This window comes from Pseudomonas sp. B28(2017) (assembly GCF_002113025.1).
Taxonomy (GTDB): domain Bacteria; phylum Pseudomonadota; class Gammaproteobacteria; order Pseudomonadales; family Pseudomonadaceae; genus Aquipseudomonas.
This window is the reverse complement of sequence record NZ_NEJH01000021.1, coordinates 16,742-29,919: the sequence shown is the minus strand read 5'-3', so window position 1 is coordinate 29,919 and position 13,178 is coordinate 16,742. Positions and strand designations below refer to the sequence as shown.

8 protein-coding genes are annotated in these 13,178 nt (G+C 61.5%); 4 read left to right on the top strand and 4 right to left on the bottom strand.

All coding sequences use genetic code 11. The annotated features are described in order from the left end of the window. Positions 1-4,898, top strand: a 4,898-nt coding sequence (locus tag CAF65_RS27310) for an S-layer family protein (RefSeq protein WP_143492170.1), incomplete at its 5' end; no start/stop codon positions are given. A gap of 105 nt (positions 4,899-5,003) precedes the next feature. On the opposite strand, the gene lapD is transcribed toward CAF65_RS27310, so the two are convergent. The 4 genes from lapD to CAF65_RS27290 all read right to left on the bottom strand — a co-directional run bounded on the left by lapD (position 5,004) and on the right by CAF65_RS27290 (position 8,768). Beyond that, positions 5,004-6,944 carry a cyclic di-GMP receptor LapD gene (lapD, locus tag CAF65_RS27305; RefSeq protein WP_085719090.1) on the bottom strand — a complete coding sequence of 647 codons (1,941 nt, stop codon included), beginning with the start codon at positions 6,942-6,944 and terminating at the stop codon, positions 5,004-5,006. 22 nt (positions 6,945-6,966) lie between these two features. Next, positions 6,967-7,674 (bottom strand): cysteine protease LapG, encoded by a 708-nt coding sequence (lapG, locus tag CAF65_RS27300; protein WP_085719089.1) that lies wholly within the window; start codon positions 7,672-7,674, stop codon positions 6,967-6,969. Positions 7,675-7,774: 100 nt separating this feature from the next. Further along, on the bottom strand, positions 7,775-8,170 hold the full coding sequence (locus tag CAF65_RS27295) for a YbaN family protein (protein WP_085719088.1): 396 nt from the start codon (positions 8,168-8,170) through the stop codon (positions 7,775-7,777). A 10-nt stretch (positions 8,171-8,180) separates the two neighbouring features. Continuing rightward, positions 8,181-8,768 carry a YecA family protein gene (locus tag CAF65_RS27290; RefSeq protein ID WP_085719087.1) on the bottom strand — a complete coding sequence of 196 codons (588 nt, stop codon included), beginning with the start codon at positions 8,766-8,768 and terminating at the stop codon, positions 8,181-8,183. A gap of 391 nt (positions 8,769-9,159) precedes the next feature. On the opposite strand from CAF65_RS27290, the gene recQ reads away from it, so the two are divergent. The 3 genes from recQ (at position 9,160) to CAF65_RS27275 (ending at position 13,173) form a co-directional block, all read left to right on the top strand. After that, a complete protein-coding gene (recQ, locus tag CAF65_RS27285) occupies positions 9,160-11,286 on the top strand; it encodes a DNA helicase RecQ (protein WP_085719086.1) in 2,127 nt (708 codons plus the stop codon). A 119-nt stretch (positions 11,287-11,405) separates the two neighbouring features. Beyond that, the gene (locus tag CAF65_RS27280; RefSeq protein WP_085719085.1) at positions 11,406-11,840 is read left to right on the top strand and encodes a MarR family transcriptional regulator; all 435 of its coding nucleotides are present in this window, start codon (positions 11,406-11,408) and stop codon (positions 11,838-11,840) included. A gap of 127 nt (positions 11,841-11,967) precedes the next feature. Then, a complete protein-coding gene (locus CAF65_RS27275) occupies positions 11,968-13,173 on the top strand; it encodes a FimV family protein (protein ID WP_085719084.1) in 1,206 nt (401 codons plus the stop codon). Positions 13,174-13,178 lie beyond the last annotated feature (5 nt).

The following is a 13,178-nucleotide window of genomic DNA, read 5'->3' as shown; positions in this document are numbered from 1 at the left end:
CCCCGCTGGGCAGTACGCTGACCATCACCGGCTTCAACGCGGCGACCGGTGTCGTGAGCTACAGCTACACGCTCAACGATAACGAAGCGCATCCGACCGGCAACGGCGCCAATAGCCTGCCTGAACAGTTCACCGTGACTGTGGTCGACGACAACGGCACCACCGCGACCGGCTCACTCGACGTGAACATCGTCGACGACCTGCCGAAGGGCGTGGACGACAGCAACGCCAGTACCGCCTCGGAAACCTTGCTGACCCTCACTGGCAATGTGCTGAGCAACGACGTGCAAGGCGCTGACCGCGTGACGCTTGGCGCAAACGCCGGCCCGATCACCCCCGGCACCTTCACCGGGACTTACGGCACTTTGGTGCTGAACGCCAACGGCACCTACACCTACACCCTCAACACCAGTGATGCCGACTTCAAGGCCTTGCACGGCGGTGGCAACGGCAGTGAAACCTTCACCTACACCCTCACCGATGCGGACGGCGACAGCAGTACCGCGAACCTGGTGCTGAATGTCTACAACAACGACGATCCGGTGGTCCTCAACGGCCTCAACGTGTATGGCGGTGAGCTGACGGTTTACGAAAAAAACCTCAGTGACGGCAGCAGCCCCAACGCGTCGGCCCTGACCCAGAGCGGGACCTTCACCGTCACCGCGCTGGACGGTGTCACCACCCTGAGCGTGGGCGGCATCGCCGTGGTCACCGGTGGCGTGGCCGCCGGCTTCCCGCAGTCGATCACCACCCCGCTGGGCAGTACGCTGACCATCACCGGCTTCAACGCGGCCACCGGTGTCGTGAGCTACAGCTACACGCTCAACGATAACGAAGCGCATCCGACCGCCAACGGCGCCAATAGCCTGCCTGAACAGTTCACCGTGACTGTGGTCGACGACAACGGCACCACCGCCACCGGCTCACTCGACGTGAACATCGTCGACGACCTGCCGAAGGGCGTGGACGACAGCAACGCCAGTACCGCCTCGGAAACCTTGCTGACCCTCACTGGCAATGTGCTGAGCAACGACGTGCAAGGCGCTGACCGCGTGACGCTTGGCGCAAACGCCGGCCCGATCACCCCCGGCACCTTCACCGGGACTTACGGCACTTTGGTGCTGAACGCCAACGGCACCTACACCTACACCCTCAACACCAGTGATGCCGACTTCAAGGCCTTGCACGGCGGTGGCAACGGCAGCGAAACCTTCACCTACACCCTCACCGATGCGGACGGCGACAGCAGTACCGCGAACCTGGTGCTGAATGTCTACAACAACGACGATCCGGTGGTCCTCAACGGCCTCGACGTGAATGGTGGTGAGCTGACCGTCTACGAGAAAAACCTCAGCGATGGCAGCAACCCCAACACGCCGGCCCTGACCCAGAGCGGCACCTTCACCGTGACCGTCCTCGATGGCCTGCAAACCCTGACCGTGGGCGGCATTGCCGTGGTCACCGGTGGCGTGGCCGCCGGCTTCCCGCAAACCGCCGTCACGCCACTGGGCAGTACCCTGACCATCACCGGTTTCAACGCGGCGACCGGCGTGGTCAGCTACAGCTACACCCTCAACGATAACGAAGCCCATCCAACGGCCAACGGCGCCAACAGCCTGACCGAGAACTTCAACGTTGTGGCCACCGATACGGACGGCGACACGGCGACCGGGCAGATCAACGTCAACATCATCGATGACTTGCCGAGCGCCAAACCGGACTCGTCGTCGGTAGTGGAGGGCGGCACCGTCAACATCAGTGTGCTGGGCAACGATGTCAGTGGCGCCGATGGTCCGGCGACGGTGGTCGGCGTGCGCGCCGGAAGCAATATCTCGACGTCGGCGATCGGCGGGCTGGGCAACCAGATCAATGGCACCTATGGCTACCTGACCCTCGATGCCAACGGCAACGCGGTGTATCACAGCAATCAGAATTCGGTCGGCGATGCGGGGGCCACTGATACGTTCACCTACACCGTGCGCGATTCCGATGGCGATGAAAGCACCAATACCATCACCATCGACGTCGCCAACAGTACGATCAAGGCCAACCCCGACGGTGACGTGACGGTCTTCGAAAAGGCCCTCGACCTGAGCAAGGACGGCCAGGACCTGGCCGCCGGTACGGTCATCGGCAGCGATCCGGGCAACACTGGCGAAACCGCGTCCGGTACCCTGGTCGGTTCGGTCTCGGGTGGCAGTGGCGCGCTCACCTACACCCTGGTCGGCAGCGCCACCGGCACCTACGGGCAGATCCTGCTCAACCCCGACGGCAGCTACACCTACACCCTGACCTCGGCACCGAAAACCTCGCCGAATGCCAACGACGGGCCGAACAGCCTGAGTGAAAGCTTCACCTACAAAGCTACCGATGCGCTGGGCAACAGCAGTACCAGCACTATCGTGGTCAACATTGTCGATGACGTGCCCAAGGCGGTGGCAACGGATCGCTCGGTGGCGGCGGTGGAGATCGATTCCAACCTGCTGATCGTGCTCGATGTCTCCGGCAGCATGGCCGACCCTTCCGGTGTGTCGGGTCTGTCACGGCTGGATCTGGCCAAGCAGGCCATCAGTGCCTTGCTGGATAAATACGATGACCTCGGCGATGTGAAAGTGCAGCTCGTCACCTTCAGCAGCAGCGCCACCGACAGAACTTCGGTGTGGGTCGATGTCGCGACCGCCAAGACACTGCTGGCCGGCCTCACCGCGAACGGCGGCACCAACTACGACGCAGCCGTGGCGACCATGCAGACCGCGTTCAACACCTCGGGCAAACTGACCGGTGCGCAAAACGTCGGCTACTTCTTCTCCGACGGCAAGCCCACCGCCGGCCAGGAAATCGGCACCGCCGACGAAACCGCACTGAAAGCCTTCCTCGATGCCAACAACATCAAGAACTACGCGATCGGCCTGGGCAGCGGCGTGACCAACGCCAACCTCAATCCACTGGCCTATGACGGCAGTAGCCACACCGACACCAATGCGGTGGTGGTGACCGATCTCAACCAGCTCAACTCGGTGCTGTCCGGCACTGTAATCGGCGCACCGGTGACCGGTTCGCTGCTGGGCGATGGCGGTTCATTCGGCGCCGATGGCGGCTTCATCAAAACCATCACGGTGGACGGCACCACGTACACCTACGATCCAAGCGGTAACAGCAATCAGGGCTCGCTGAACTTCAGCGGCGGGCTCAACCACGGCACGTTCAACACCATGGACAACACGTTGAGCATAGCCACCAACAACAGCGGTACCTTGCAGATCAATCTCGACACCGGTGAGTACGCCTACATTTCGCAGAAAACCACGTCGGTGTTGATCACCGAGAACATCGGATTCACTGCCAGCGACAACGACGGAGACCTGGCCAGCTCCACCCTGACGATCAAGGTCATACCGAACGCACCGCCAGTGGCCGCCGATGACAACGTCATCACCAACGTGCTCTCGGGTACCATCGTGGTGCCGGGTGAACTGTTGCTGGCCAACGACACCGACCCCAATGGCGATCAACTCTCGGCGACACCGACCTCCTTCAACACCGGCTGGATAGCGAGGGGCGCGGACTTTACCGGCACCGGTGCGATCAGCTTCGCAGGCACCAACAACAACCCCGCCAACCAGAGTCTGGCAGACGTGCGCAATGCCTTCGCAGCCAACGCGGCGACCATGACGGCGATGCTGGTGATCAGTGGTTATCTCGGCGCCGCGAACAACTCCAATGGCAACAATGAAGACCTCATCACGGTCACGCTGAAACAAGGCGAGACGCTCAACCTCGATCACAACCTGGCGGCCGGGCACATCACGATGGAGTATTCGCTCAACGGCGGGGCGTTCGTAAGCATCGCCGATGGCGGCACCATCACCGCAAGCGCGGATGGCACCTACCAGATCCACATGACCAACATCACCGACCCCGGTAACGGCAATACGAATGCGGCGGAAAACTATCAGTTGACCATGACCGTCAACTACGCCGGGGCACACGATGTGACCCCGGACTACCACGGCACTTACACCGCCAACGACAACCATGGCGGCAGCGACTCGGCCAACCTGACCATCAGCTATCAGGATGGGCACACCCTCACCGGCACCAGCGGCGATGACGTCCTGGTGGCGGGCACGGGCAACAACATCATCAATGCCGGCGACGGCAACGATGTGCTCACCGCCGGCTCCGGCAACAATGAGCTACACGGCGGCGCCGGCAATGATTGGCTCTACAGCGGCCCGGGCAATGACATCCTCGACGGCGGCCCGGGCATCGACACAGCCAGCTATGCCCACGCCACCGCCGGGGTGACCGTCGACCTCAGCCTGCCAGGTGCGCAAAACACCCTCGGCGCGGGCACGGACACCCTGACCGGTATCGAAAACCTCACCGGGTCGAACTTCAACGACACCCTGACCGGTGACAACAATAACAACGTGATCAACGGCAGCCTGGGCAACGACATCCTCAACGGCGCAGGCGGCGATGATTTGCTGATCGGTGGCCTGGGCAACAACACCCTCACCGGCGGGGCAGGGGCCGATACGTTCCAGTGGCTCAAGGGCAACAGTGGCCACGATGTGATCACCGACTTCACGCCCGGCACCGACAAGCTCGACCTGTCGCAACTGCTGCAAGGGGAAAACGGCACCACGGCTTCGCTGGATGACTACCTGCACTTCACCGTCACCGGCAGTGGGGTGTCGACGGTGACCAGCATCGATGTCAGCGCCATGGCCGGTGCCGCGCCGAACCAGACCATCGACCTGGCTGGCGTCAACCTCGCCAGTCATTACGGTGTAACACCGGGGGCGGGTGGGGTGATCGCGGGCGGGCATGACACGGCGACCATCATCAACGGCATGCTCAACGATCATTCGTTGAAGGTGGATACCGTGTGACCTGAAGGCCCACTGAAAAACCGCCACCCTGTGAAGGGGTGGCGGGTTCAATGAGGAAGTCAGTCTGATCGAGAAGCTTTGGCTGCAGTTGAGTTGGCGACCTGGTCAGGTTGGCTCCGGCGGCCCGATCAAACGCCCCATCGCGCCGAAAACACCCAGTTCAGTGATGGCCAACAACTCCCCCGACGTTTCGACCATCTCGGCAATCAGCGGCAAATCAATGCTGTGGGTCGCGCGAAAGATCGCGTCGATGAACAGTCGCTTGTCAGTCTGCTCGTCGATGTCGCGAATGTAGGCTCCATCGATTTTCAGGTACGCCAAGCCCAATTGGGTGAGGTTGCCGATCTGGCTGAAGCGCCCGCCAAAATGTTGCAGGCCCATTCGATAACCGCTGTCAAGCAGGCTGTGACTCAAACGCTGCAGTTCGTCGGGGGCGGGCAACTGGCTTTCGTCGATTTCCAGGATCAGGAGCGGCGCCAGCTCTGGGAGCGAGTCGAGCAAGTCGAGGATTGTTCGCCATTGCACCGGGTCTCGCAGGGTGCTCCCGGACAGGCTCAGTGCCAAGGGCCTGCGGTTGGCCACCAGGTTGTCCAGCGTGGCCTCGAGCATCGCCAGGTCGAACCGTGCCGACCAGCCGAGACGCTCGATCCACGGCAGGAAGTGCCCGGCGGCTATCGCCTCGCCCTGAGGGTCGAGCAGGCGTGCGAGCACTTTGTGATGCAGCACCTGGCCGGGGTCGGCACATTGCACGACGGGCTGGAAGTACAACTGCATGTTGCCTTGGGTCAGGGCATCGTCGATCCAGGTGCGCCAGTCGTGCTGGGTGTAATTCGGCGCGGTGTCACGATGGCTCAAATGCACCCAGGGTCGTTGGGGATGTTGCCGGGATTCAGTCAATGCCTGATCCAGACGCAGAAGCACGGTGCCGATCGGCTCACCGGGGCGGTAGGCGACAACGCCCAGATGGGCGACGGGCATGCAATCGCTGGCGCCGGTCAGGCGCAGGTTCTCCAGGCTGACGCTGACGTCGGCGGCCAGGCGCGCAGCATTTTCAGCGTCAAGACCCGGTGTCAGCAGGCTGAATTCGCCACCACGATTGCGTGCCGCCAGCCAGGTGCGACGCTCGGGCAATTGAGTCAGGCGCTTGAGCAATTCGCCTACGGCACTGATCAGCGCGTCAGTTCGTTGGCCGCCCAGTCGCTGGTTGAGCCCGTTCAGGTCGTTGATCCGCAACATCAGCAAATGGCCATCGCGGCTCTGTTCGCATTCGCGTAAATGGTCGGCCAGTTGCTCGTCGAGCAGGCGTCGGTTGGCCAGGCCGGTGAGGCTGTCCAGATAGGATTCGGCCCGCAGTTTTTCACTGCGCGCAGCTTCTTCGCTGAACAGGGCCTTGAGCTTCTCGACCATCTGGTTCATGGCCAGCACCACCCGTTTCAGTTCCGGTGTCCGTGGCAGTTTCGGCAGGCTGAGAAACTCGCGTTTACTGATGGCTTCAGCTTGTCGGACCATGCTGTCGAGGGGGCGAAATTGCCGGCGCAGCATCCATCCACCAATCACGGCGCTGAACAGCCCGCACAACAGCAACCAGATAAGGCTGCCGAGGGTGCTGTCCCAGAACTTGGCCAGGGCGAATTGCGGATTGCTCAGCACTTCGACCCGTGCCTGTTGTTCCCAGCCGCGCATGACCAAGGCGTCGCCGCCTTCCGGGCGCAGGTTGACCAGATTGACGAACCAGTCAGGCACGCCGTCGATTTTCGCCGGTGCGCTGCGTTCCACCAGGGTTTGCTGATCCTTGAGCCTGATGACGCGGATGCTGCTGAAATAGCCGCTGTCGAAAATCGAACTGACCATCAGCTCCATCATTGCCGGGTCATCGACCTGTGCCGTCAGCGACAGCCCCAGCGCGGTGGCTGCGTCCTGGGCGTGGGCGCGCAGCTGACCGAGCGTTTGCTCGCGGGAGCTTTCCAGGCTGGCAAAAAAACTGCCGCTGAACGCCACCAGCAGGAACAGGCAGATGGCCAGGAACAACTGTTTACGCAGTGTCATACATCGCTCCTTGCCATGGCGGTCAGCCGTCGCCGATGTCGAACCCTTCGGCCTGCATCTTTTTCAGCAGGTCCTGCCAGCGTGACAGTTTTTTCGAGTCGCTGCTGCGCTGGCCGCCGTTTTTGCCCGGCAGGTACAGGCCTTCGGCGTTGAAGGCGTACACCGGCAGCAAGTCCTTGCGCTGGGACGCAGGGCGGATATCGCCGATCAGGTTGTCCAGCACCAGTGGGTCGGTCGTGGGAGAGCTGTAAAACGTCAGTACCATGTGTGCCTGGTTCTGGCTCAGGGCCTTGACGTAGGTAATGCGCAGTTTTTCGCTGGGAATGCCGAGTCGGCGCAAGCTGAAATATTTCGCCAGCGCGTAGTCCTCACAATCGGCGGCGCCCTTGATCAGGGCTTCGACGGGCGTAGCCCAGTAATCGGTCTGTTGCCAGATGCGCGTGTCGTCCTGGAAATCCAACTGCTGATTGAAGAAGCGGTTCACCGCGTTGAGCTGCTCACGTTCGGGCGCACTGCGCGCACTTTGCAGCATTTGACTCCACGCCTCGATCCGGTTTTGTGCCGGTCCCGGCGGGCCGTAGCGTTTTTCAACGGTTTGCAGAATCTGCGCAAAATCCCAGTCGGCCCGAACCCCGTTGAATACGGTCAGTAGCAAACCTGCCAGCAGCAACCAGCCGCCGAGCCGAAGTCGGAGCGCTGGCCATCCTGGACTACGCAGACTGCGGGCCATGTCTGGCTGCTCGAGTGTAGATGGGTGAAGTTTAGGTGGAGTTTTTGCAGGGGTAGGGCAGGTCGTCGGACGGGGCTCGCCACCAATAGCCAGGGCGGCTTCAGGGATTGCGCAGGGTTTTTTGCCTGAGGATGTAGATCGTCACGAGCACCGCGCTGGTCAGCATGAACCCCCGTGCCCAGGGAAGCGGCACCAGATAGCAGGAGAACAGGATGCTCGCCCACATCAGGCCGATGGCGTAGACCTTGCCCTTGAGCGGGATGCCGTTGCCGTCGAGATAGTCGCGGATCCATGGGCCAAGCCGTGGATGCTCAACCAGCCATTGATAGAAGCGCGGGGAACTGCGGGCGAAGCAGGCAGCCGCCAGTAGCAGGAAAGGGGTGGTGGGCAATACCGGCAGGAAAATCCCGATCACCCCCAGCGCCACGCTCAGCCAGCCGATGGTCAGCAGCACGTAGCGCAACATCAGGGGGCGGTTGCCTATGGGGGTGTCCATAGGCAGAACCTTAGTGGTGACGGGGCTTGAGAATCGCCGGTTTTTCGTCTGGTGCGTTGCACAGCAGGTACAGCGCGGTCAGGGCTTCCGGGATCTGCACGATCATGTCGTCCATCAGGTTGGCATCGGCGGCAATGTCGGAGAACTCCGGTTGCTCGTCGAACAGGCCCGAACCGACCATGATCGGCAGCAGCATTTCGCTGACTTCGTCCTCGGCGGTTTCGAACCAGGCTTCTTCGCGCAGGAACACGCCTTCCATGAAACCGATGCACCAGCCGCGCAGTTCGGAATCGTCCGGCTCATCGCCCAGGTCCAGGTCGCACGGCAGCTCGAACTCTTCGTCGGAGGCCAGTTGGCGGGCGATGTGGGCCTTGAGGCCGATCAGCGTGGCTTCGATCTCTTCGCGCTGGGCCTCGCTGCTGTAATGCGGCTCTTCGGCGAACAGTGCGTCGATCCATTCACGATCGGGAACCGCTTCGGAACAGATCGAAAGCGCGGTGAGGTAGCCGTGGGCGGCCACGTAGTCCAGCGCCTCGTCATGCAGTTCATCAGCGTCGAGGAAGACTTGCAGGCGGGTTAGTTGCTCAGCGAAGGACATTAAAGGACTACCTTGGGGAATGTTCGATGCGGGAATTCTAGGCCTTCTTGAGCGCTTGGGCCAGCCGCACGGCATATTTGCACCGTATTCCCTGTAGGAGCGAGCTTGCTCGCGATAGCGGTGGCTCAGGCGAAATCGATGTTGACGGTGATGGCCTCATCGCGAGCAGGCTCGCTCCCACAGGATTTGCACAATATTGGCTGGGGTGTGTCTTATCAGCGGTGCCCTTTGCCGGACGGGGCTCGGGTATACTCGCGCGTTTTGTGATGCCCTGCTGGCGTCACGGCTGGAATGTGAAGCGACATGCAATGCGCACTTACGATTTGTCGGTGCAGCGTTGCGGGTTCTGAACCAGCCTTGCAGGGATGTTTCGGTGATTTTTGGAGTTTTTATGCTCGAACAGGCTCAACGCGTCCTCAAGGACATCTTCGGCTACGACAGTTTCCGTGGCCGTCAGGGTGCAATCATTGAGCGCGTGGCCAGTGGCGGCGATGCCCTGGTCCTGATGCCTACCGGTGGTGGCAAATCCCTGTGCTTCCAGGTCCCGGCACTGCTGCGCGAAGGCCTGGCGGTGGTGGTCTCGCCGCTGATCGCGCTGATGGACGATCAGGTCGCCACCCTCGAAGAACTGGGCGTGGCCGCCGCCGCATTGAACTCCACCCTCAGCGCCGAACAGCAACGCGACCTCGCCGCCCGTATCCGCCGCGGTGAAGTGAAAATGCTCTACCTGGCACCGGAACGCCTGGTCCAGCCGCGCATGCTGTCATTTCTGCAAGGACTGAACATCGCCCTGTTCGCCATCGACGAGGCACACTGCGTGTCGCAATGGGGCCACGATTTCCGTCCGGAATACCTGCAACTGGGCCAGTTGGCGGAAATGTTCCCCGACGTACCGCGCATCGCCCTGACCGCCACGGCCGACAAGCGCACCCGGGAGGAAATCGTCACCCGGCTGCACCTGCAAGACGCCGAGCGCTTCCTGTCGAGCTTCGACCGGCCGAATATCTTTTATCGTATCGTGCCCAAGGAACAGCCGCGCAAGCAGTTGCTGGCGTTTCTCGCCGAGCGCCGTAGCGATGCGGGCATCGTGTATTGCCTGTCGCGCAAGAAAGTCGAGGAAGTCGCCGCATTCCTCAGCGAGCAAGGCTTTCCGGCGCTGCCGTACCACGCGGGCTTGCCCAACGATTTGCGGGCCTACCATCAGAAACGCTTCCTCAATGAGGAAGGCCTGATCATGGTCGCGACTGTGGCCTTCGGCATGGGCATCGACAAGCCCAACGTGCGTTTTGTCGCGCACCTCGATTTGCCGAAATCCCTTGAGGCCTACTACCAGGAAACCGGTCGTGGCGGCCGTGACGGCCTGCCGGCAGACGCCTGGATGGCCTACGGCCTGCAAGACGTGGTGATGCTCAAGCAGATGCTGCAGAACTCCGAAGGCGACGAGCGCCACAAGCGCCTGGAGCAACACAAGCTTGATGCCATGCTCTCGCTCTGTGAAGAAACCCGCTGCCGCCGGCAAACGTTGCTGGCCTATTTCGACGAAGACATGCCCGAGCCTTGTGGTCATTGCGACAACTGCGTCGACGGTGTGCAGACCTGGGATGCCACCGAGCCTGCTCGTCAGGCGCTGTCGGCGATCTACCGCACCGGTCAGCGCTACGGCGTCGGACACCTGGTGGATGTGTTGCTGGGCAAGGACAACGAAAAAGTCCGTAGCTTCGGCCATCAGCACCTCTCGGTGTTTGGTGTCGGCAAGGCGATGGCGGAGGGCGAGTGGCGCTCGCTGTTCCGCCAACTGGTGGCCCGGGGTCTGGCCGACATCGACCTTGAAGGTTACGGTGGCTTGCGCCTGAGCGACAGTTGCCGGCCGCTGCTCAAGGGCGAGGTGACCCTGGAATTGCGCCGCGATCTCAAGGCGCAAACCGTGGCGAAAAGCAGCAAGAGCCAGGCAAGCCAACTGGTCCGCGGCGAGGAGCGTGAACAATGGGAAGCCTTGCGCGCTCTGCGGCGCAAGCTCGCCGAAGAACATGGTGTGCCGCCGTACGTCATCTTCCCCGACTCGACCTTGCTGGAAATGCTCCGCAGCCAGCCGACCTCGCTGGCGGAAATGGCCAGGGTCAGTGGCGTCGGTGCGCGCAAGCTGGAGCGTTATGGCGAGGCCTTCCTCGAGGTGCTCGGCGGCCAGGTCGAGGCGCCGAAAGCGGTGGCCGACGTGCGTCACGAGCTGATCACTCTGGCGCGGGCCGGTATGACGCCGGTGCAGATCGCCGGTCAGTTGCAGTGCTCGGAAAAGAACGTCTACACCATGTTGGCCGAGGCGATCGGCAAGCAGCAGTTGTCATTGGAGCAGGCACTGGACCTGCCTGAAGATCTGATGGGGGAAGTCCAGGACGCTTTCCTCGACGGCGAAGGCGAGTTGCCGCCGGTTTCCGAGATCGCTGCGCTGTTCGCGGGCCGGGTACCGGAAGGGGTTTTGTACTGCGTTCGGGCTGCCTTGCAGTCGGAATTCGAGATTTGAGACATCTGTAGTGCTGATGTAACGATTCAGTACAGATCAAGCCTTGCCTCAAGTCGAGGCTCATGCTTAGCTGACTAATAATTAGTTTTAATTTATTTCAGTCTGATCATGAGTGTTTTATGCCGTTAACCGATCAACACCGCTTTGGCATGCAATTGGCCCAGATGTCCCGCGGCTGGCGTGCCGAACTGGACCGCCGACTGGCGGGCATGGGCTTGTCCCAGGCGCGCTGGCTGGTGCTGCTGCACCTGGCGCGTTTCGATGAAGCTCCGACCCAGCGTGAGCTGGCACAAAGCGTCGGCGTCGAAGGCCCGACCCTGGCCCGTTTACTCGACAGCCTGGAAAGCCAGGGGCTGGTGCAACGCCAGGCCGTGCTGGAAGACCGCCGGGCGAAGAAAATCGTTCTCTGCACGCCGGCGCGTCCCTTGATTGAACAAATTGAAACCATTGCCACGCAACTGCGTCACGAACTGTTCGAAGGCGTCGATGAGGCAGACTTGAAGGTGTGCATGCGCGTTCACGGGCACATCCTGGGCAACCTTGAAAAATCCTGAGGCATAAGCGAACGCCAGTTTTTTGAGATAGCGCATTGGGCGAACTATAAGAACTACTCGGCAATATCGTGTTCGTAACGGATGTACGAACGCGTGCGGATGGTTTCTGTAGATCTCAAGGATGCTCATGCTCAAGTGTTGGCGATTGGTTTTACGCGGTGGTTCTCAGTGGTTGCTTGCCGGGGCCGCAGTCACTTACTCGGCCTGGACACCTGCGCTGGGCCTGGGTGAAATCACCTTGCATTCGGCGCTCAATCAACCGCTGCGTGCTGATATTGCACTGGTGGATGCGACTGGCCTGGAGGAGAACGAGCTGTCGGTGAGCCTGGCAACGGCAGACGAGTTCAGTCGTGCGGGGGTCGACCGGGTAGTTTTCCTTAACAACCTGAGGTTCACTCCGATCCTGCGCGGTAGCCGGCGCTTGATCCAGGTGACGTCCAGCAAGCCGGTCAGTGAACCGTTCCTGAACTTTCTCGTGCAGCTCAATCGGCCCAACGGTCGATTGTTGCGTGAGTACACGGTACTGATCGATCCGCCAGGTTCGCCGGGCGTTGTTCCTGCCAGCGATGAACCGGTTTCCAGTTCCCCGGCGTCTGCATTCCCCAGTGTTCAAGCGGCCGTACCGCGGTTACCCGTGGCAAGGGCGACACCAGAAACTGATATCTCCGTGGTTGATCCCGCTGCGGAGCAACTGGCCGCCAGCGCCCAGCAAAACCTCCCGTTGCAAACCACAGTCGATGAACTCAACGCGAAGCTTCAAGGCCAGGATGAGCTGATTGCCGGCCAGAAAAGACAATTGGCCGAGCTGCAAACCCAGTTGGCGGAGCTCAGGCAGGTAAAGGCGCAACCAATGGCTTCCGATGCAGGGGCGCCAGCCTCCGCTATTACGGAAAACCCCGGGATTGGCTGGCTGCCGATTGCCGGCGTGTCAGCGCTGATGGCGTTGCTGGTGCTTGGCTGGTTTGTTCGACGCCGGCGCCAGTCGCATCAGAGCACAATGTCAGAGGTTCTGCCGTTGCCAAATGACCCGCTAGCAGAGCTCTTGACCGAGCCAGTGATGTGGCCCCCCGTCGTGCAACCGCCCAGTATGCATCGCGACGAGGTGCCAGCCGGCGATGGGCTTGAGCGGATCGATAGCGGTCGTGCCATCCCGGTTGCCACTGACGATGTGTACGAACTCAACCTGGAGGAGTTGTCCATGACGTCGAGTTGGGGCGTGATCAGCCCGGACGAGAACAAGCATTCGGCAGCCCTGGCCATGATCGAGCCTGTATTCGAGTTGGAGGCGCAACCTGTTCCGCCGACTCGGCAACCACCGGCCGGGCTATCATAGCGGCG